Raw genomic sequence first — 19,092 nt, forward strand, 5'->3', positions numbered from 1 at the left:
GTGAATCTCACTTCACTCCAACTGTGAATCTGGATTCACACGAAACCGCGGCACGCACCGAACGGTCGAGCCGTACCCCTCACCCATCCACCACCACCCCTCGCAACGGCGCGGGGCTCTCTCTGGAGGTGTCCGATGGCTCCGCGCTATGACATCGCCGTTGTCGGCTACGGTCCGACCGGACTCGCCGCGGCGTCCCTGCTCGGCCGGCTCGGCCACCGCGTGGTGGTCTGTGAGCGCTGGCCGGCTCTGTACGGGCTGCCCCGGCTCACCCACATCGACGACGAGACCGCGCGTACCGTCCAGGCGGCGGGTGACGTCGACGAGGCGCTGCGGGACTCGTCCCCGTGCGAGTACCTGTGGGTCAACGGCAAGGGCGAGACGCTCGTGCGCATCCCGGCGAACCCCGACGGGCCGATGGGCTATCCGGATCACATCTCCATGTACCAGCCGGACGTGGAGCAGGCGATGGACAAGCGGCTGCGCGGTTACGGCTCGGTCGACGTCCGCCAGGGCTGGGCGGTCACCGGCCTCGACCAGGACGACGACGGCGTCACCCTCCGCCTGGGCGGCTGGAACGCCGAGACCGGCTGTGCGGACGGCCCGCGCGACGAGGTCCGGGCCCGCTATGTGATCGCCGCCGACGGAAGCCGCAGCGGGGTACGGGACCTGCTCGCAGTGGAGCGCGAGGACCTCGGGTTCAACGAGCAGTGGGTCAACATCGACACCGAGTGGCTGCGCCCCCAGCCACCCGAGTTCGCCTACGGCACCCAGTACTGCGACCCCGCCCGCGGGCACATGACCATCAACATCGGCAGCACCCGCCAGCGCTTCGAGTTCGCCCTGCTGCCCGACGAGACCCGCGAGGAGATGACCACCCCGGAGACCGCCTGGCGGCTCCTGCGCGAGTACCACGGCCTGGGCCCGGACGACGTGCGGATCACCCGCCAACTGGTCTACGGCTTCGAGGCGCGCATCGCCACCCGCTGGCGCACCGGCAGCGTCTTCCTCGCCGGCGACGCCGCCCACACCATGCCTCCATACCTCGGCCAGGGCGCGTGCAGCGGGCTGCGCGACGCCACCAACCTCGCCTGGAAACTCCACCTCGTCCTCGGCGGTCTGGCGCCCGAGGCTCTCCTCGACACCTACGAGAGCGAGCGCCGCCCGCACGTCACCGCCCTCACCCACGCGGCGATCGGCCTCGGCAAGGTCGCCAACACCCACGACGCGGAGGCGGCGGCGGCCCGGGACGCGGCGTTCTTCGCGGGCAAGGTGCCTCCGCCGCCTCCGTTCCCGCCCCTTGCCCATGGAGTGCTGCGCCAGGGCGCGGACGCACCGGTCGGCATCCTCACTCCGCAGGGCCGCATCCGTCTGGCCGACGGGCGCACCGGACGGTTCGACGACCTGACCGGATACGGCTTCATCCTGGTCGCCGCCGAGGACCCCGCCACTGCCCTCGGCCCGGAACGGCTCGCGCGGCTGGAGCGCCTGGGTTGTGCCGTGGTAGCCCTCGACACGGTGGACGACCTCGACGGACGGCACCGGGAGTACCTCCAACTGCTCGGTGCCGTCGCCTACTTGGCCCGCCCCGACTTCGTGCTGTTCGGTACGGCGACCGACCCTGCGGACCTCGCCGCGCTGGTCGACGATCTCGACGCCGCGCTCTCCGGAACGGTCGGGGCCGCCGTATGACGACCGGAGATCCTGGGGCGGGGAACGCTCTGCCTCCGCTGATCGCGGCTCAGCACAGGGCCATGCCCTTCACTCGGCTCATCGACTGTGGCATGGACCAGGCGGACGCCCGCCAGTTGCTCGCCGGCGCCGGCGTCAGCCTCCCGTGGCAGGACGCGGCGGCGATACTCGCCGACACCCAACTGGAGCGTGCCCGCCTCGCGGAGATGAACGGCCACGACGTCACCGCTCGATACGCGCGCCGATACGCAGCCGCGGCCCTGATGTTCGCGCAGATGGCCTACCAGACCGACACGGCGGAGAAGCGGGAGCTCTACGCCCGGCACACGGCCGTCACTGCCACCCTCGTACCCGACGTGGAGCGCGTGGAGATCCCGCACCGCGACGGCGTCCTGGGCGGGTGGCTGTGCCTGCCGGCCGGCCCGCCCCGCGCCACTGTGATCGTGTGGGGCGGGCTCAGCGGCTGGGGAGCGGCGTATCTGCCGGTCGCCGACGCCTACACCGCACGCGGCCTGGCCTGTCTGCTCGCGGAAGGGCCCGGCCAGGGCGAGTCCCGGCTGCGACACGGGCTGTACGTCGACGAACGCGTCACCGACGGTTTCGCCCGCTTCGTCGACCTGGTCGAGGCCGATCCCCGCCTCGGCGGCGCCATCGGCGTCCAGGGCGTCAGCTTCGGCGGCCTGTTCGCCGCCCATCTGGCCGCAGCCGATCCACGCGTCGGCGCGGTGGTCGTCAACGGCGCTCCGGCGGTCCCGACCGTCCCGGAATTCCGCACCGCCCGCGAGCAGTTGGCCGCCGTGGTCGGCACGGACGACCTGGACCGGGTGGCCGAGATCATGGACGGTCTGCGCTTCGACCCGGACAAGCACCGCATCCGCTGCCCGCTGCTCCTGCTGCACGGCGGTCGCGACCCCCTCGCCACCTACGAGGACCAGGAGCCCTTCCTGCACGCCGCGGACCCCGCCGCCGCGACCGTCCGCATCTGGCCCGACGGCGAGCACACCCTCTACAACCACGCGGCCGAACGCAACGCGCTCACCGGCGACTGGTTCACGGATCACCTCACCGGCCGCAGGAGCCTGAGAGGTTAGGACCCCCGGGCAGCGGAATGAGACGCGGCTCGTAGGCCGCGGCCGGAGCCGGACGGCGTGGTCAGAGTTCGTCCTTGGGGGTGGGGTTGGCTCCGTTGTTGAGGGCGATCGCCAACAGGGCCGCGGCCTGGCGTGCGTTGTCGATGGTGGCCCCGGCGACGCTTGTGCTCGCGGTCTCGTCCGTGCCGTTGGTGTGGCCGACGAAGACATGGCTGACGCCGGCCCAGTCACGGATCAGGGAGATCTGCTGGTAGCTGTAGGTGGTCGCGTTCCCGCTGTCGAGGCTGGCTGCGACGCGGTCGGCGAGGGTGCGGAAGCGAGCCCCCTCCGAGATGCCGAAGATGAGGGCGAGCAGAGAGCGGGCCTGGTTGGCGCGGGTCGAGTTGGGGTTGGCCAGGGCGCCGAGGGCCCCCGCCAAGGAGCCTGGGCCTATGTTGACGCTGGTCAGTGCCTGGTTCCCGACCCGAGAGAGGGCGTCGTAGCCCTCCCTGCCGACGAAGAAGTTGTCATCGGTGCTGGACTCGTTGGGGAGGCCGCTCGCGAGGTTGAGGACGCGGTTGTGGGGCGATCGGACCGTGTAGACCCGCACCACATAGAGGTCACTGAGGCGTACAACGGCGTGCACGGTGGGGGCGGCGTGCCCAGGGGCGCTGATCACGATGTCGGCGAAGCGGTTCGTCCTGGTGTTGTCCAGGATGGTGACGGTCACCCGGTTGCCCCGCGTGTTGACGACCACGTCGCTGAGACGCGCGTTGGCCGTGCTGCGAGCCAGTTCGTCCAGCTCGCTGAGCATCTGGCGGTAGGCCGCGGAACCCCCGTCGACGTCCCAGTGGATCTGCGGGAAGTTGACCTGCGCCACTTCCTGGGCGTTGATCCGCACGCCCCTGGATGCGGGAGCCGCGCCGGCGGTGGCAAGGGAGGGGAGGCCGGACAGCGCGACCGCCCCGGCGAGAGCGCACGGAAGGATCGCTGAGAGGCCGAGGCGGCGCACGACTCCTGAACGCATGGGTTGCTCCGATCATCGGGGACTGAAGAAAGGGGAAGAGTTGTGTCTGGCCGAGCCGGCCGCTGCTGGGATCCTGGCCCGACTCCACCGAGAATCCCTGGGACACAGTTGATCGGCACCCCCGAGCACCAGGGCAATCAATCAAACCCGTCCGCGTCGGCCGAATCGCGGCGGTCGGTTTGCGTTCCTGGTGGTTGAGGCCTCTCGGGACTCAGACGTCCGCCTGGGGGAGTGCCGGGCTGATGAAGAGCACGGCGGTCTGTTCGGCGTGCGGGGCGAGCAGACCCTGCAGTTCGTCGGCCGCGACCTTGAGGAGGTCGCCGTCGCGGTCGGCGTGGAGGGTTTCGAGGACGAAGGCGACGTGGCTGGAGTCCTCGGTGACGCGGGTGCGGTGGGCGTCGCGGTGGTTCCAGTGGCGGGTCAGGACCCCGGTGGTGTCGGTGTAGATGATCTCGCCGGGCTTGGGGTTCTCGACGGTGTCGGGTTCGCCGAGCGGGGTGAAGGTCTCGGTGCCGTCCGCGTGGCGGATGTCGACGTCGCCGGTGACGTGGTCGAGGTCGAAGGCACCGGCGGGCAGGCCGTGCCGGACGGAGACGGCGTTGTAGGAGTCGACGGCCGGGTTGATACGCGGCAGGCTCCCCTTCTTCGCGAGGCGGCGGCCGAGCGCGTCGACGCTGGGGCGGATGCGGCGGGGGTTGGTGCCGAAGGAGCGGTAGGCGGTGTGCCAGGCCTCGATGCGGGGGTCGGTCTCGTCGGCGGGCTGCCAGGTGCCGTCGGCGAGCTGTTGCTCCAGTTCCTCCACGGCGGCGGCGGTGTGCGGCCAGGACTCGCGGGCGCGCAGGCCGGTGGCGGTGACCAGGGCGATCAGGGTGTCGGGGAAGGCTTCGGCGACGGCGGGGGCGATGCGGAAGGCGGGCATGGGCGGGGTTTCCGTTTCCTGCGTCCGGGTGGGGGTGGGGGTCAGGGCTTCCAGGCGCCTATGCGGTCCAGGCGGCGGCGCTGCTGGACCGCTGCGGGGACGTCGAGGCCCTGGCCGCGTGCGGAGAGGTGGTCGGCGACGGCGGTGCGGTGCTCGACGGGCTCGTCGTCGTCGTACTTGAACTTGGCCTGCACGTCGGTGACCTCCAGGCGCAGGCCGCGGATGCCGGACAGCATCCGGCCGTAGGGGGGCTGGTCCACAGCGACGGGGGCGTGGTCGCCGTCCGGCTGGAAGTGGGCGAGCTGGCGGCGCAGCAGTTCGGCCTTGTCTTCGGGGTCGTCGATGATGTGGGCGCGGCAGGTGAACTGCACCGCGGTGTAGTAGCTGGTGGGGACGCCGTCGGTGGGCGGGGTGCCGGGCTCGGCGCGCCAGGGGCCGGGGACGAAGGCGTAGTCGCCGAAGACGGTGAACAGGACGTTCGGGTCGTGTTCGATCGCTTTCCAGGCCGGGTTGGGACGGGCGAGGTGGATCAGCAGGTTAGGTCCATCGGGGGCGAAATGAGTGGGGACGACGGCGGGCGGGTGGCCGGGCAGGCCGTTGACGCTCAGCAGGCCGAAGTCATGGCCTTCGGCGATCCAGGTCTGCCATTCGGCTTCGTCCAGGCACGCGTCCCAGGGGTGGACGAGCATGCTGTGCTCCTTCGGTGGCTGGTGGGGGTTGCTGCGGGCTCTGCTCAGGTCAGGGCGAGGAGGCTGACGGCGACGGCCGCGGTGCCGAGGCCGGCGAGCTGGGCGCGGTGGATGCGTTCGCCGAGCACGCTGCGGGCGAGGAGGACCGTGCCGGCCGGGTAGAGGGCGGTGATGACGGCGACGACGGTGAGGTCCCCGCTGCGGGCGGCGAGCAGGAACAGTAGGTTCGCGACGGAGTCCAGCACGCCGGCGGTCGCCGAGAGCGCGTACGCGGGGCGCTCGGGGCCCAGCCTGCGGCGCATCAGCCCGGCCGCGGCCAGGGTGACGGCCGAGGAGACGGCCCGGCCCACGATCAGCGGGGCCACCCCGCTGTCGGACGGCGCCTGGTGCAGGAAGACCAGTTGCAAGGCGATGGCGGCGCCCGCGCCGAAGGCCAGCAGCAGTGCCGTACGGGAGGGGCGCGTCGAGCCCGCGCCGTGTCCGGCGCTGACCAGCAGCACCGCGACCAGCGCGAGTGGCAGACCCACCAGGCCGGCGGCCGCCAGGTGCTCGCCCTGCAGCAGGCCGACGCCGACGGGCAGCGCGGCGGAGACCAGGGCGGTCACCGGCGAGAGCACGTTCATCGGGCCGATCGCGAGGGTGCGGTAGAGCAGGGCGAACGCGGCGGCCGAGGCGATGCCCGAGGCGGCACCCCACCCCAGGGCTCCGGGGCTGAAGGAGGCGCCGAGCAGCGGCCACAGCAGCAACTCGACCGCGAGACTGGCGGGGGCGGCGACCATCACGGTACGCAGCACATGAGCTTTCCGGGCGCCGAGACCGCCGAGGAAGTCGGCGCATCCGTACGCGAGTGAGCTGCCCAAGGCCAGCAGCAGAGCGATCACAGCACTATCCCTTACCATTCAGTGGAACGACCACACCGTACAGTGAATCGACCGAGAGGTGCAACCGATCGACTGTGCGGTGCAATGGAATGTCCGGCGGTAAGGAAGGTGACCAGGTGGCGGAGACAGCCACAGCTCTGCGTGCGGTCGCGCACAACGTCCGGGCGGCACGCGTGCGCGCGGGTCTGTCCCTGGACGAACTCAGCCGCCGCGCCCAGGTCAGCAAGGGCGCCCTCGTGGGACTGGAGAAAGCCCAGGGCAACCCCAACCTGGCCACCCTGGTCCGGCTGGCCGACACCCTCGGGATCTCGGTGTCCGCCCTGATGCAGGGATCGCCCGAAGGCCGTGTCCGGGTCGTGGCCGCCGACGCCGTGGCGCCCCTGTGGACGGGCGAGCGGGGCGGCGAGGCCCGGCTCATGCTGACGACCTCGGGGCCGGCTCCGGTCGAGGTCTGGCGCTGGCGACTGGAACCGGGCGAGGAATACCCCAGCCACCCCCACCAGGCCGGGGTGGTGGAGACCGTCAGTGTCACCTCGGGCCGGATGACCCTGGTCGTCGACGGCACGGAGCACGCCCTCGAAGCGGGCCAGACCGCGACGTTCGACGGCGATACCGAACACACCTATTGCGGCGCGGGTACCGAGACCTGCCATCTGGTCATGACGGTGCACCTGCCGCCCGGTCCGGCGTCGACGAGCTGAGTGCGGCGTCGCACTCGTCACAGGGACGCCGTCACTGCCGACAGCAGGCGCCACAGCCGGGTGTGGGGCGTGGGGTCGGGGATGGCCCGGTTGGAGAGGAAGGCGAACGCGATACCGGATTCCGGGTGGGCGAAGGCCAGGTGTCCGCCGAGCCCGTCGTGGCCGAACGAGCCGTTGCCGAGCATGGGCTGTCGTGGGGACGAGAGCCCGAAGACGGTGCCGAAGCGGGTCGGCTGGTCCACCAGGACCTCGTCGGGCCCGTGGACCTGCGGCCGGCGGACCCTGTCGACCGAGAGAGGGGAGACGACGCGCAGCGGACCGTCCACCACGGTGGAGTACAGCCGGGCCAGTGACCTGGCGTCGAAGACGCCGTTGGCGGCGGGGATCTCCGGCCGCCACAGCGCGGGGTCGTTGAAGAGATCGGCCGAGACGACGGGGTTGTTGAAGGTGGCGTGGGCCAGCGTGTCCGGGGTTTCGGCTGCCGTGGCCGCGAAAGCGCCGATCCCCGGTGTGGGAGAGGCGTCCTGGTACCGGACGACGCGGTGGTTGTGCTCGGGGGGCAGACCAATCCATGCCTGGAGGTCTCCGTTCTGGGCGAACCGCTCACGGAGCAGGACGCCCACGCTCATGCTGCTCGCGCGTCGTACGACCTCGCCGACCAAGTAGCCGAGGGTCAGGGCGTGGTAGCCGTGCCGGGTACCAGGACGCCAGGCCGGCGCCTGGCGGGCCAGACGCCGCACGCAGCCGTCCCAGTCGGCGAGGTCGGCCTTGGTCACCGGCTCCTCGAAGGCGGGCAACCCGGCTTGGTGTGACGCGAGTTCGCGTACCAGGACTCCGTCCTTGCCGGCTGCGCCGAAGTCCGGCCAGTAGGCCGATACCGGCGCGTCGAGATCCACCTCGCCCGTGTCGACCAGGCTCGCGAGCACCAGGCCCATGACGCCCTTGGTCGTGGAGTACCCGACGTGCAGGGCGTCCTCCGGGTACGGCGTCCCGCTGATGTCCCGGGCGCCGCCCCACAGGTCCACGACCAGTCGGCCGTGGTGGTAGGCGGCGACCGAGGCGCCGAGGTCGTCGCCGTTGCGCAGGTTGCTCTCGAAAGCCTCCCGGACACCCGCGAATCGCGGTGCGGTGTATCCGGAAGCCTTCGCCGCAGGCGCGTGGTGCGTGGTGCTCATGCCTGCTTGCGCTCCAGTTCCTGCATCACCGTGCCACCCGCCATCAGGTCGATGACCTCGGCCGCCTCCATCTCGCCGCGCGCGAAGGAGGCGACGAGCCGGCCGTGCGCGAGGACGGCGAAGTGGTTGCCGACCCGCAGGGCGTGGTGGGCCTGATGGGTGATCAGGACGACGCCGACGCCGCGGTCCCGTGCGGATTCCACGGCCTGCAGGACGATCTCGGCCTCGCGGACGCCGAGCGCCGAGGTCGGTTCGTCCAGGATCAGCACCCGGGCGCCGAAGTGCAGGGCGCGGGCGATGACGAGGGCCTGGCGCTCGCCGCCGGACATGGTGCCCACCAGCTGGTCGGCGTCGCGGATGCGGCGGATGCCCAGTTGCTGGATTTCCTGCAGGGCGATCCGGCCGGCCGTCGCGGCGTCGAAGCGGCGGAACAGCCCCCGGCCCTTGGTGGGTTCGGCGCCGAGGAAGAAGTTGCGGGCCACGCTCATCAGCGGGACGGTGCCCGCATTCTGGTGGACGGTGGCGATGCCGCGGTCCAGGGCCTCGCGCGGGCCGCCGAGTGTCACGGGCTCGCCGTCGATGGACAGGGTGCCCTCGGTCGGCGCGTACACCCCGGAGAGGATTTTGATGAGGGTGGACTTGCCGGCGCCGTTGTGGCCGAGGAGGCAGAGCACCTGGCCGGGGCGGACGGTGAGAGAGACGTCGGCGACGGCGGTGACGCCGGTGAAGTGCTTGGTGACGCCCTGGAGTTCGATGAGGGGGCGGTCGGTCGTGGTGGTCGTCATGAGGGTCACCTGCTACTCAGTGCGAGCTTGCGGAAGTAGTTGTTCGCCATCACCGCGACCAGCAGCAGGGCGCCGAGGAACAGCTGGGCGTAGTCGGTGTTCCAGCCGGTGTAGAAGATGCCGAGGCTGACGATGCCGTAGGTCGCCGTGCCCAGCAGCACGCCGAGAGTGGAGCCGTAGCCGCCCTGCAGGAGCACGCCGCCGATCACGGCGGCGATCACGCCGTCGAAGATGAAGCTGGAGCCACGGGTGACGTCACCTCCGCTGTAGGCGATCGTCTGCAGGACGCCGACTAGCGCGGCACCGGCGGAGGTGGCCATGAACAGCCCGACCTTGACCCGGGCGGTCGGCACACCCGCGTCCCGGGCCACATCGGGGGCACCGCCGGTGGCGTAGATCCAGCTGCCGGTGCGGGTGCGGGTCAGCACCCACCAGGCGACGACGGTGATCGCCAGCCACCACGCGATGGAGACCTGGAACTGCCCCGCCTTGGAGCCGAACACCGCCTGCACGCTCGGCTCCGGTGTCAGCGTCACGGCCGTACTCCCGGACAGGGCGCGGCTGAGGCCCAGCGCGCCACCGCCCACGACCAGCGAACTGCCCAGAGTGACGATGAAGGACGGCAGGTTGGTGCGGGTGGCGACCAGGCCGTTGACCAGCCCGACCACCAGGCCGAAACCGATGGCCAGGGGGATCGATGCCCATTGGGGCATCGTGTACGTACCGCTGGCGATGGCCACGATCGCCGACGTCGCGCCGACGACCGAGCCGATCGACAGGTCGAACTCCCCGGCGATGAGGAGCAGCGCGACCGGCGTGGCCACCACGCCCAGTTCGGCTGCCGTGTCCAGCCAGCTGGCGGTGCCGTCCACGCTGATGAAGCCCGATCCGGACGCTGTCACCAGGAAGAAGACGTACACGACGACGGCGCCGATCAGCGCGCCGAACTCCGGGCGCCGCGCCGTGCGTGCGATCAGGGAAGGGCCGCGGGGTTCACTCTGCTCGTCCGGCACGGCGGGTGCCGGAGCCGCTTGGTCGATGGTCATGAGTGCTCTCTCCTGAAACTGGAAGTCTGCTGTGGCGGCGTCTCAGGCGGCACCGCGGATGCCCTTGTACGTCTCGTTGACCTTCAGTACGGCGGCCGCGCTGTCCTTGTCGATGACCAGCGGACCGGTGAGCACCGTGCCGGAAGGGGAGATCCGGTACTGCACGTACTGCTTGGCGATCAGGACGCCGTAGTACGTCTGGAGGTAGGGCTGCTGATCCATGGCGTACTGGATCTTGCCCGCCTCGATGTCCTGAAGGACCTTGGTGGACGGGTCGCCGCTGCCGATGACCAGCTTGCGTCCGACGTCGTTCGCCGCGGTCAGCGCGCTCTCGGCGACGATGGAGCCCGTGGCCATCACGCCGTCGATGCTCTTGTCCGCCTTGAGCGCGCCCTCGATGGCCTGGGTGACCTTGGTCGGATTGGTCGCGTCCTGGTACGGGATGCGCAGCTCACTCCCCGTGCCGCCGCTCTTCTTGAGCGTGTCGGTGTAGCCCTGGCACAGCTGCTCCAGCGCGGGGTTGCCCGGAACCGTGTTGACGCACAGCCCCTTCTTCACGCCGAGCTTGGCCGACTGCTCGCCCGACCGGGTGCCGGCGACCACCGGTTCGATGCCGACGAAGGCGAGGGCGCCGTCCTGCTTCCAGTCCGTCTCGCCGGAGTTGACGACGACCACCGGGATACCGGCCTTGACCGCGGCCTTGATCTCGGGGTTCTGGGCGGCGGGGAAGAAGTTGCCCACGACGATCGCGTCGGGCTTCTTGGCTATGGCCGCCTGCATGAGTCTGGCGAGCGTGGGGCCGGAGGCGTCGGTCGAGGTCGGGCTGAGGTACTCGGTGGAGACGTTCAGCTCCTTGCCGGCGTTGTCGGCACCGGTCTTCATCGCACCGAAGAACGGGTCGCTCAGCGGGCCGGACACGACGATCACGGACAGCTTGCGGCCGGAGGAACTGCCGGAGTTGTTCGAGGCGGTGGAGTCGGAACGCTTGGTACACGCGGCGGTGACGGCGGTGGTGGCGACGACGGTCGCGATCAGGGCGAGGCGGGATCTGCGGAATCGGGGCACGGGGGGCTCCTTGAGCGTGGTAAGTGATCAGTGGTTGCGGTGAGGGGCATCCGGTGACGGGGGTTCTCGTGAGGTGGGGGGCGGGGTTCCGCCATGTCCGGGGAGGGTGGCGGAACCCCGGGCAGCGCCCGCCGTGTCAGGGCGGCGGGCACTGGTCTGGATCACCCGGTGGGGGGCGGGTGCGGGCGGGCCGCGTTGGTTCCACACGGCTTGTACGAGCTTGTTGTCCCGGCCGCGAACTCATGTCGGCCCGCGGGATGTTGACTCCAACGCGTCGCACGCAGCGCCAACGGCTCGGCTCAGCCGCCGACCGCGGCGGTCTGCGGAGCCCATCGGCCGAGGCGGGCGGCGGCGTCCTGGGCCATCCTGCGGACCACTTCCCCGGCTGGCAGGATCTCGTGGACCAGGCCCACGCCCTCGCCGACGATCATGTTCGCGATGTCGAAGTCCTGCTGGGAGACGGCGTCCTTGAACTCCGCGGCGGCTTCGGCCAGTTGTGCGGCGAGTTCAGTCTCCCGCCCGTGCCACCGGTCGATGAACCGGTTGCGCAGCACGCGGCCGTTGTACTCGGCGGGCCAGTCGTAGCTGCGCACGATGTCGTAGACGCTGGTGCGGACGGTCTCGTCGCCGTCGGCGGTCACCGCTCGGGCGTGGGCGCGAGCCGGGACGACGGCTTCCTCCGTCGCCCAGAAGCGGGTGCCGACGAGGACGCCGTCCGCGCCGAGGGCGAGCGCGCCGGCGAGCCCCCGACCGTCCGCCGCTCCTCCCGCGCCCAGCAGGAGCGTTGCCGGGGCGCGGTCGGCGATCAGGTCCGCGACATCGGGGACGAGGGTGAACGTCGACCGCGTTCCGACGCCGTGCCCGCCGGCCTCGCCGCCCTGGGCGACGATGACGTCCGCTCCGGCGTCGAGGGCCCGGCGGGCCTGGTCGAGCGTGTGGATCTGACACAGCAGCGGTATGCCGGCGGCGCGGATCCGGTCGGCGAACGGGGCGGGGTCTCCGAAGGAGAGCATGACCGCGGCGGGCTGGTGCTCCAGGGCGATGTCGAGCAGTTCGGGGTGGAGTGCCAGGCTCCAGGTGATGAAGCCGCATCCCACCCGGGTGCCGGCCGCGGCGGCGAACTCCCGCTTCAGCCAGTCTCCGTCGCCGTAGCCGCCGCCGATCAGGCCCAGTCCGCCTGCGGTGGTGACCGCGGTGGCGAGCCGGGCGCCGGAGACGAGGTCCATGGGGGCGAGCACGACGGGGTGCTCGATTCCGAAGGCGTGGGTAAGGCGCGTTGTCAGCAAGGCGAAGTCCTCTTCGTCCAGGCAGCCGCCCGTTGGTGCGTGGGCGGTGCGGCGTTAAGGGGACAGTAGGTTCGCCGAGATTTCAGATCCAACGATTGCTTGCGATGGGAGCCATCGCCGCTGGAGAACTTTCCGATGGCCGTTGAACGTCAGCCTGGTGAATTCGAGGCCCGCACGTGATCGATGACGGCGTCCGTCATCGCGCGCAACTGATCAGATCGGCCGAAGGAGTTGCTCAGCCGGTGGCCGCCGAGGCTCCTCCGACCATCCGCAGCACCGGCGGTGCCTGCTCCATGGCTCGCGCATGCGTGAGGAACCGCGTCAGGGCCGGCGACGGCGGTGCGTCGACACGCTGGACGAACACGGTCTGGGCGCGTGCCTCGACCTCCGGCAGCTCGTGCACCCGAACCTGCTCGCGGGAGACGTACCGCTCGACCACGGCGGCGGGCAGCAGAGTCAGACCCATGTCCGCCCCGACGCAGCCGAGGATGCCCTCCAGGGTTCCGAATTCCATGCAGCGGACGCTGACGGCGCCCCGCGCCTGCAGGATGCTCTCCAGGCGCCTGCGGTAGGAGCAGCCTGTACGGAAGACGAGGATTTTGGGGTCGCGCATGACCGCGTCCAGGTCCGTGACGCGGCGCGCCGTGACGAGGACGAGGCGTTCCTCGAACACCGGGGTCTCCACCAGCTCGGGCTGCCGCACCGGACCGTTGACCAGTGCGCCGTCGAGCCGGTACTCCAGCACGTCCCGGACCAGCTGTTTGGTCGGCCCCGTGATCAGCGAGAAGTCGACGCGGGGACAGTCCTCCGCGAAGGCCGCCAGCACGGTGGGAAGTCTTAGGCCCGCCGTGGTCTCCATGGATCCGATCCGCAGCGGACCGCAGGGATCGGCCTCGTCGCCGATCACCTGCTGCGCCTCGTCGACGAGCCTGCTGATGCGCTCGGCATACGGCAGCAGCTGCTCGCCCGCGTTCGTCAGCGCCACGCCCCGCGCGTGCCGACGGAACAGCGGAGCGCCCAGCTGTTTCTCGAGCGCGTGGATGCGTGCGCTGACGTTCGACTGCACGGTGTGCAGTTCCTGAGCGGCCTTGGTGATGCCGCGCGTGCGCGCGACGGCCAGAAAGATCCGCAGGTCTGAGAGTTCCACGTCGACCTCCACATGGGCCCGTGGGCAGGAGCGTACCTGCGGCCGGTTACGAGATGGACGGCGTCAGCGGCCGGGCACGGCCAGGTCGCCCTCGGTGTACTGGGCGCGACCGAAGCCGAACGACCAGTCCTGAGGTCCGTTTTCGACGATGCCGATGAACACGTCCGCACCGCTGATGCCGAGGGGTTCCAGCCGTTCGGCGATGCTGTGGAAGAGGCGTTGCTTGACTTCGGTGGTGCGCCCGGACTGGGTGAAGATCTGGAGCATGACCACGCGGTCGGTCCGTTCGAAGCCGAGGCCGGCGTCGAGGGCGATGACGTGATCCGCGTCGTGTTCGGTGATGACCTGGAACCTGTCCCGCTCGGGGATGTCCAGCACGTCCACGAGCGCCCGGTGCGTCGCGTCGGCGATCGCCCTCACCTCCTCGGGACGACGTCCGCGAATGAGATCGATGCGTACGAATGGCATGCGTCGTTCCTTGCTCGTCTGTTGCCGGTGTGTGGGGGTGTTGGAGGTCAGCGGGGCAGCCGCACCCATGTCCCGTGGGCCGCGACCCGCAGTACGGAGGACAGGCCGGCCTCGTGGAAGGCCAGCTCGATCTCCGGCAGTCCCTCGGTGAAGTGGGCCCAGGCGTCGTAGTGGGCCGGGACGACGGTGTCCGCGCCCAGGACGGCTGCTGCGGCAGCGGCGGCGTGGCTGTCCAGTGAGAGGGGGCGGCCCTCGAACTTCGCCGGGACGCGAGCCGCTCCCACGTGCAGGACGGCAGCGTCGATGTCGGGGACTCGGCGGGAGATCTCCGCGACCGTGCGGATCGAGGCGTTGTCGCCACTCACATACACGGTGGGAAGTCCCTGGCCGGACAGCACGAACCCGATGACCTCGCAGTTGACGTTCCCGTCGGCGTCGCGCTCGCCGTCCTCGGGACCGTGCACCGCGGGGACCGCCAGTACGCTCAGGTCTCCGCCGCCGTCCGCACGGGGTACGGAGTGACTGGTCCACGGTGCGAGGCCGACGGCCGGCGAACCCAGTCGCCCGGCGGCCAGGGGACCGGTGAGGACCAGCGGGGCGGCCTTCGCGAACGCGCGGCCGCGCTCGTCGAGGTTGTCCGGATGCGTGTCGTGGCTGACCAGAACGAGGTCGACCGGTCCCACGCCGTCCTCGTCGACGGCAGTGTCCGCCGTCTTGGTGAGGTACCCGTGCGGGCCGGCGTCGTCGAAGGTCGGATCGCTGACGATGCGCAGTCCGCCGAGATCGATCACGGCCGTGGGGCCGCCCAGGACGGTGATCGCGGATTCCTGTCGGGGCAGAGTCGCGCTGCGGGTTTCGCTCATGCCCTCGACGCTAGGGACTTTCCACTTCTGCGGGAAATGCCTGTGGCGGCCCATCCATGTGTGTCAGGCATAGATACGGCTCGGGGCCCGGTCACTGCCGGGTGGCTGCCGGTACCGCTGCCTCCAGGAACCGGCGGATCAGCGTTCGCTGGGCATCGGGAAAGTAGACGAGACTGACCGGGCTCGCGGGCGCATCGGCGAGGGGAACGAAGCGCAGAGCGGGGTGCGGGGAACGGCGCTGCGCGACCTCGGGGACGACGCCGATGCCGCGGTTGGCGGCCACCGTCTCCAGCCATTCGTCGTAGTTGGCCGTTTCGATGATCCGTTCCGGGCGCTGGTCCACCGGCCACGACCAGGGGCCGGTCGTACCGCTGACCGTGTTGACGACCAGGGTCCAGTGCTGGACGTCGGTCCAGTCCAGATGGTCGAAACGCGTCAGGTCGGAGTGCTCGGAGCATACGGCGATGCGCGGCTCGTCGAACAGGTGCACAGCGCGCGCCCCTCGTGGCGTGTCGAACTCGCCCCGTATCACCGCGATGTCGAGGGTGCGCTGGCGCAGCGCCTGAAGGGGGTCGTCGGTCCGGGTCAGGGCGACGGTCGCTCCCGTGGTCTCTTCGAAGAGGCTGACGGTCTGCTGTGTCCAGGGGTCGGGCAGCAGCCAGCTGAATCCGAGCCGCAGGGTGATGCGGTGGCTGACGACGGCGAGAGCCTCGTCGAGGGTTGCGAGGACCCGCTCGGCGTGCAGGAGGAACTCGGCGCCGGTGTCGGTCAGTTCGACGTGCCGCGAGGACCGGTCGAGCAGGCGGACACTCAGATTGCCCTCCAGCTGCGCGACCGTACGACTCAGCGCCGGCTGCGTGATCAGCAGTTCCTCGGCGGCACGGGAGAACGAGCGATGGCGGGCAACGGACGCGAAGGCCCGCAGGTGGCGTAGTTCGACTTCCATGCTCTTGGCGCCCTTCCCGGCATCCATGCCTGCCGTGCATAGAGGCACCTTAACCGGCATTTCACAGCGATACGCGGGCTGCCTAGCGTCGGAGACGACCATCGAACGCCACCAGGAAGGCGCACAGGATCGTGCAGTCATCAGCCCCGCCCCGTCCGCGAGCGCGGTCGCCCTGGACGATCGTCGCCCAGGCGGCGGCAGCGCTCGCCGCGGGACAGGGGATCGGCAGGTTCGTCTACACCCCGATCCTTCCCCTCATGCACACCCAGGCCGGCCTCTCCTCAGCACTCGGGGCCGACCTGGCCACGGCGAACTTCATCGGCTACCTCGCAGGCGCCCTGGCCGGTATCGCCGTACCCGCCGTCGTGCGGTCGGCCGCAGCATTGCGTGGTTCCTACGTCGTGCTGGTGGCGACGCTGGCGCTCATGCCGGTCAGCAACGACGGCACCGTCTGGTTCCTGCTGCGTCTCGTAGCCGGTGCCGCCAGCGCGTTGATCTTCGTCATCGCCGTCAGTGCGATGCTCACCGGCCTCCGCGAGCACGCCCACCACCTGGTCGGCTGGGCCTTCGGCGGAGTCGGTGCCGGAATCGCCCTGTCCGGCCTGCTCGTCGTAGTCGTGCAGGCCGCGTCCACCTGGCAGGCGGCCTGGTGGACCTGCGCCGCCCTCGCCGCCCTGCTCGCCGCAGTCGCCTGGCCCCTGGCCCCACCCCCGGAATCCGCGAGTTCCGATGCGACCGCGCAGACTGAACGGCCCCGCACCCACCGCTGGTTCCTCGCCCTGCTCACCAGCTACACCTTCGAGGGCATCGGCTACATCATCGCCGGCACCTTCCTCGTCGCCGCGATCCAGCAGGGCGTCCCGGGCCGTCTCGGCTCCGGAGCCTGGATCGTGGTCGGCCTCGCCGCACTGCCCTCGTGCGCGCTGTGGACCCGGCTGGCCGGCCGCTGGTCCAGGCCGGCCCTGCTGCTCACCTCGCTGACCATCCAGGCCATCGGCATCGCCCTGCCGGCGCTGCTGGGCGGTGCCACGCCCGCACTCGTGTCCGCCGTGCTGTTCGGCGCCACCTTCATGGGCGTCAGCACCATCGCCCTGTCCATCGGCGCGCACCTTCAAGTGCCGCGGGCTGTGGCCCTGTTGACAGCCGGATACAGCATCGGCCAGATCCTCGGTCCGCTGCTCGCCGCCCCGCTGCTCCGGCACGGCTACCACCAGGCGCTCCTGCTGGGCAGCGCGCTGGTCGTCGTCTCCGCGGTCGCGGCCGCCGCCGTCTGCGTCCGCTTCCCGCACCACCTCGGTCCCGTGGCCCCGGCGGCCTGACGCTCGTACCTTTCAGGAGGAGTTGCCATGAGCACACTGCTCTCCGACCTCGGAGCAGACCTTCCCCTCATCGCGGCGCCGATGGCCGGAGGACCGAGCACGCCCGAGCTGGTCACCGCCGCCGCCCGGGCGGGCGGCCTGGGATTCCTGGCCGGTGGGTACAAGACCGCACAGGCACTCGCCGGGCAGGTCCACACCACCCGCGCGGAAGGCGTCTCGTTCGGCGTCAACCTGTTCGTGCCCAACCCGCTCCCCGCCTCCCGGGAGGCGTACGCGCGTTACGCGAGGGAGGTACAGGGGGAGGCCGACCGCTACGGCCTCACGCTGCCAGAGGAGCCGATCGAGGACGACGACCACCGGACGGACAAGATCGACCTGCTCACCTCCTCTCCCGTCCCCTGGGTGTCCTTCACCTTCGGCATCCCGGACCGCGCGGTCGTCAGCGCCCTGCGCAGGGCCGGGAGCACCGTTCTGCAGTGCGTCACCTCGGCCGACGAGGCACGTCGAGCGGCTGACGCCGGGGTCGACGCCCTCATCGTCCAGGCACCCGCCGCCGGCAGGCACTCGGCCACGCTCACCCCCGAACGGCCTCCCGTACAGGTCTCGTTGCCCGACCTGATCGCCGGAGTGCGCAGCGCCGTCGCCCTGCCCCTCATCGCCACCGGCGGGATCACCACCGCCACCGACGTGGCTGGCGCGCTCGGCGCGGGTGCCCAAGCCGCCATGGTCGGCACCGTCCTGCTGCGCACGCACGAGAGCGGCGCGTCCGCACCGCACAAGGCGGCTCTGGCCGACCCTGCCTTCGACACCACCGTCGTCACCCGTGCCTTCATCGGGCGACCTGCGCGTGCCCTGCGCAACCACTTCACCGACCGGTACGACGCGCTCGCCCCGGCCGGCTACCCGGCCCTCCACCACCTCACCAGCCCACTCCGCAAGGCCGCCACCGCAGCCGCCGACACACGGCTGATCCACCTGTGGGCCGGAACCGGGCACCGCCAGGCGAAGGCCGAATCCATCGCCGACACCTTCGCGCACCTCGCTGACCAGCTGTGAGTTCTGCGACAGGCGCACTGAGCACCGTCCCTGGCGTCAGCTGATCCAGAGAACCGTCAACACCACGGAGGTATGACATGGCCACCGAACTGGTCCCCGGCAACACCCTGATCACCGCTTCTCCGCGGGAGGGACGCGAACTCGCCCTCAAGATGGCCCGGTTGGCCATCAAGGCCACGCAGCCCGACGGCGCGGTGCGCCAGCAACTGCGCCCCGAGTACGCGCGGGACGCGGACTCGCTGATCTCCATCGCCCATGTGGTCGCAGTGGAGTTCGCGGCGATCGCGGCAGCGAGAAACTACTGGCGCTGACCGAGCGCCGAAGGTCCGCGCCGCATGCGTGCTGAGGCTGCAGGCCGCCAGGGCAGGGCGAACCGCGAAGGTTCTGATCCAGCGATGGACGCCATCACAACCAATCGTTGGTTCTTAAAGATCGGCGAGCCTACAGTCGCCGCAAGCCGCACCGTCCACCGACAGCCGCCGGGACAAAGGAGCCTCCTTACGAAGACTGGCACGACATGACTGCGTCCCTCATCTCGCCCGGGCCGCTTGCCGAGTTGCTTATTACGCCGTCCGACATTGCGCGTCCCCCGGTAGGGAAGTCGTTCATCGTCGCGTTCGTGCTGTACAGCGTCGCCGCGAACCTGATCGGTACCCCGCCTGGGTCACCCTCGCCCGGCACCCGGACTTCGCGTGGGTCTGCCCCGGCCGTCTCCTCTTCGTGATCGGCTACGGCTTCCTCGTGAGTCTGGTGCTGTCGATCACCACGATCCTCACCAGCGTCATGTCCAGCACGCTCGCCGACGCCCTCCCTCCCGCGGACACTCCGTTCATCCTCCTCCTGGGCGGCGGGTCCTACTCGACACTGTTCGCCGCCGGCGGCGCTGTCGCCATCCTCGGTGGCCTCGCGATCCTGCCGGTACGGCGCGTCCGCTGACGCCCGTCCTCGCCGCCGCCC

Annotated in this window: 20 protein-coding genes; 7 read left to right on the plus strand and 13 right to left on the minus strand. The window is 70.6% G+C overall.

Annotated elements, in window-relative coordinates; translation table 11 throughout:
* Positions 1-135 precede the first annotated feature (135 nt).
* Both mhpA and SSP08S_RS46725 read left to right on the plus strand, forming a co-directional pair.
* Positions 136-1,692 carry a bifunctional 3-(3-hydroxy-phenyl)propionate/3-hydroxycinnamic acid hydroxylase MhpA gene (mhpA, locus tag SSP08S_RS46720; protein WP_019074560.1) on the plus strand — a complete coding sequence of 519 codons (1,557 nt, stop codon included), beginning with the start codon at positions 136-138 and terminating at the stop codon, positions 1,690-1,692.
* Between the two features lie 62 nt (positions 1,693-1,754).
* Complete coding sequence (locus SSP08S_RS46725) at positions 1,755-2,783, plus strand: alpha/beta hydrolase family protein (protein WP_245608097.1); 1,029 nt, start codon at positions 1,755-1,757, stop codon at positions 2,781-2,783.
* A gap of 61 nt (positions 2,784-2,844) precedes the next feature.
* On the opposite strand, the gene SSP08S_RS57370 is transcribed toward SSP08S_RS46725, so the two are convergent.
* The 4 genes from SSP08S_RS57370 to SSP08S_RS46745 all read right to left on the minus strand — a co-directional run bounded on the left by SSP08S_RS57370 (position 2,845) and on the right by SSP08S_RS46745 (position 6,278).
* Entirely contained in the window at positions 2,845-3,789 is a 945-nt protein-coding gene (locus SSP08S_RS57370) for a ribosome-inactivating family protein (RefSeq protein WP_078532782.1), read from the minus strand.
* Between the two features lie 211 nt (positions 3,790-4,000).
* Complete coding sequence (locus tag SSP08S_RS46735; protein WP_019074563.1) at positions 4,001-4,708, minus strand: B3/B4 domain-containing protein; 708 nt, start codon at positions 4,706-4,708, stop codon at positions 4,001-4,003.
* Positions 4,709-4,749: 41 nt separating this feature from the next.
* Positions 4,750-5,397, minus strand: a complete 648-nt coding sequence (locus SSP08S_RS46740; protein WP_019074564.1) for an FMN-binding negative transcriptional regulator — start codon at positions 5,395-5,397, stop codon at positions 4,750-4,752.
* A 44-nt stretch (positions 5,398-5,441) separates the two neighbouring features.
* Positions 5,442-6,278, minus strand: coding sequence for an EamA family transporter (locus SSP08S_RS46745; RefSeq protein WP_019074565.1), 837 nt, complete (start codon positions 6,276-6,278; stop codon positions 5,442-5,444).
* Between the two features lie 116 nt (positions 6,279-6,394).
* Here SSP08S_RS46745 and SSP08S_RS46750 point away from each other — a divergent pair, with 116 nt between their 5' ends.
* Positions 6,395-6,979 (plus strand): helix-turn-helix domain-containing protein, encoded by a 585-nt coding sequence (locus SSP08S_RS46750; protein WP_019074566.1) that lies wholly within the window; start codon positions 6,395-6,397, stop codon positions 6,977-6,979.
* Positions 6,980-6,996: 17 nt separating this feature from the next.
* On the opposite strand, the gene SSP08S_RS46755 is transcribed toward SSP08S_RS46750, so the two are convergent.
* The 9 genes from SSP08S_RS46755 to SSP08S_RS46795 all read right to left on the minus strand — a co-directional run bounded on the left by SSP08S_RS46755 (position 6,997) and on the right by SSP08S_RS46795 (position 15,787).
* Entirely contained in the window at positions 6,997-8,154 is a 1,158-nt protein-coding gene (locus tag SSP08S_RS46755) for a serine hydrolase domain-containing protein (RefSeq protein ID WP_019074567.1), read from the minus strand.
* Positions 8,151-8,939 carry an ATP-binding cassette domain-containing protein gene (locus SSP08S_RS46760; protein ID WP_026179423.1) on the minus strand — a complete coding sequence of 263 codons (789 nt, stop codon included), beginning with the start codon at positions 8,937-8,939 and terminating at the stop codon, positions 8,151-8,153. Before SSP08S_RS46760 ends, SSP08S_RS46755 begins: the two co-directional genes overlap by 4 nt.
* A 5-nt stretch (positions 8,940-8,944) precedes the next feature.
* Complete coding sequence (locus tag SSP08S_RS46765; protein WP_019074569.1) at positions 8,945-9,985, minus strand: ABC transporter permease; 1,041 nt, start codon at positions 9,983-9,985, stop codon at positions 8,945-8,947.
* 42 nt (positions 9,986-10,027) lie between these two features.
* On the minus strand, positions 10,028-11,050 hold the full coding sequence (locus SSP08S_RS46770; RefSeq protein WP_019074570.1) for a sugar ABC transporter substrate-binding protein: 1,023 nt from the start codon (positions 11,048-11,050) through the stop codon (positions 10,028-10,030).
* A 299-nt stretch (positions 11,051-11,349) separates the two neighbouring features.
* Positions 11,350-12,336 (minus strand): NAD(P)H-dependent flavin oxidoreductase, encoded by a 987-nt coding sequence (locus SSP08S_RS46775; RefSeq protein ID WP_019074571.1) that lies wholly within the window; start codon positions 12,334-12,336, stop codon positions 11,350-11,352.
* Between the two features lie 235 nt (positions 12,337-12,571).
* A complete protein-coding gene (locus tag SSP08S_RS46780) occupies positions 12,572-13,483 on the minus strand; it encodes a LysR family transcriptional regulator (RefSeq protein ID WP_026179424.1) in 912 nt (303 codons plus the stop codon).
* 63 nt (positions 13,484-13,546) lie between these two features.
* Positions 13,547-13,951: a tautomerase family protein gene (locus tag SSP08S_RS46785; RefSeq protein ID WP_019074573.1), complete on the minus strand. Its 405-nt coding sequence runs from the start codon at positions 13,949-13,951 to the stop codon at positions 13,547-13,549.
* A 47-nt stretch (positions 13,952-13,998) separates the two neighbouring features.
* On the minus strand, positions 13,999-14,814 hold the full coding sequence (locus SSP08S_RS46790) for an MBL fold metallo-hydrolase (protein ID WP_019074574.1): 816 nt from the start codon (positions 14,812-14,814) through the stop codon (positions 13,999-14,001).
* A 91-nt stretch (positions 14,815-14,905) separates the two neighbouring features.
* Positions 14,906-15,787: a LysR family transcriptional regulator gene (locus SSP08S_RS46795; protein WP_019074575.1), complete on the minus strand. Its 882-nt coding sequence runs from the start codon at positions 15,785-15,787 to the stop codon at positions 14,906-14,908.
* Between the two features lie 104 nt (positions 15,788-15,891).
* Here SSP08S_RS46795 and SSP08S_RS46800 point away from each other — a divergent pair, with 104 nt between their 5' ends.
* From SSP08S_RS46800 to SSP08S_RS46820, 4 genes are all read left to right on the plus strand, one after another.
* Positions 15,892-17,079 (plus strand): YbfB/YjiJ family MFS transporter, encoded by a 1,188-nt coding sequence (locus SSP08S_RS46800; RefSeq protein WP_019074576.1) that lies wholly within the window; start codon positions 15,892-15,894, stop codon positions 17,077-17,079.
* Between the two features lie 27 nt (positions 17,080-17,106).
* Complete coding sequence (locus tag SSP08S_RS46805) at positions 17,107-18,135, plus strand: nitronate monooxygenase (protein WP_019074577.1); 1,029 nt, start codon at positions 17,107-17,109, stop codon at positions 18,133-18,135.
* 77 nt (positions 18,136-18,212) lie between these two features.
* A complete protein-coding gene (locus tag SSP08S_RS46810) occupies positions 18,213-18,446 on the plus strand; it encodes a hexameric tyrosine-coordinated heme protein (RefSeq protein WP_019074578.1) in 234 nt (77 codons plus the stop codon).
* Positions 18,447-18,876: 430 nt separating this feature from the next.
* Positions 18,877-19,071, plus strand: coding sequence for a hypothetical protein (locus SSP08S_RS46820; RefSeq protein WP_158697311.1), 195 nt, complete (start codon positions 18,877-18,879; stop codon positions 19,069-19,071).
* The last annotated feature ends 21 nt before the right edge of the window (positions 19,072-19,092 follow it).

The sequence above is a fragment of the Streptomyces hokutonensis genome, from assembly GCF_000376565.1.
GTDB classification, from domain to species: domain Bacteria; phylum Actinomycetota; class Actinomycetes; order Streptomycetales; family Streptomycetaceae; genus Streptomyces; species Streptomyces hokutonensis.

Excerpts from the sequence above, each read along its gene's own strand:
- SSP08S_RS46725 (WP_245608097.1), top strand. The coding sequence starts at position 1,755 with ATGCCCTTCACTCGGCTCATCGACTGTGGCATGGACCAGGCGGACGCC.
- SSP08S_RS46810 (WP_019074578.1), top strand. The coding sequence starts at position 18,213 with ATGGCCACCGAACTGGTCCCCGGCAACACCCTGATCACCGCTTCTCCG.
- SSP08S_RS46785 (WP_019074573.1), bottom strand. The coding sequence starts at position 13,951 with ATGCCATTCGTACGCATCGATCTCATTCGCGGACGTCGTCCCGAGGAG.
- SSP08S_RS46805 (WP_019074577.1), top strand. The coding sequence starts at position 17,107 with ATGAGCACACTGCTCTCCGACCTCGGAGCAGACCTTCCCCTCATCGCG.
- SSP08S_RS46795 (WP_019074575.1), bottom strand. The coding sequence starts at position 15,787 with ATGGATGCCGGGAAGGGCGCCAAGAGCATGGAAGTCGAACTACGCCAC.
- SSP08S_RS46790 (WP_019074574.1), bottom strand. The coding sequence starts at position 14,814 with ATGAGCGAAACCCGCAGCGCGACTCTGCCCCGACAGGAATCCGCGATC.
- SSP08S_RS46765 (WP_019074569.1), bottom strand. The coding sequence starts at position 9,985 with ATGACCATCGACCAAGCGGCTCCGGCACCCGCCGTGCCGGACGAGCAG.
- SSP08S_RS46740 (WP_019074564.1), bottom strand. The coding sequence starts at position 5,397 with ATGCTCGTCCACCCCTGGGACGCGTGCCTGGACGAAGCCGAATGGCAG.
- SSP08S_RS46735 (WP_019074563.1), bottom strand. The coding sequence starts at position 4,708 with ATGCCCGCCTTCCGCATCGCCCCCGCCGTCGCCGAAGCCTTCCCCGAC.
- SSP08S_RS57370 (WP_078532782.1), bottom strand. The coding sequence starts at position 3,789 with ATGCGTTCAGGAGTCGTGCGCCGCCTCGGCCTCTCAGCGATCCTTCCG.
- SSP08S_RS46755 (WP_019074567.1), bottom strand. The coding sequence starts at position 8,154 with ATGAGCACCACGCACCACGCGCCTGCGGCGAAGGCTTCCGGATACACC.
- mhpA (WP_019074560.1), top strand. The coding sequence starts at position 136 with ATGGCTCCGCGCTATGACATCGCCGTTGTCGGCTACGGTCCGACCGGA.
- SSP08S_RS46760 (WP_026179423.1), bottom strand. The coding sequence starts at position 8,939 with ATGACGACCACCACGACCGACCGCCCCCTCATCGAACTCCAGGGCGTC.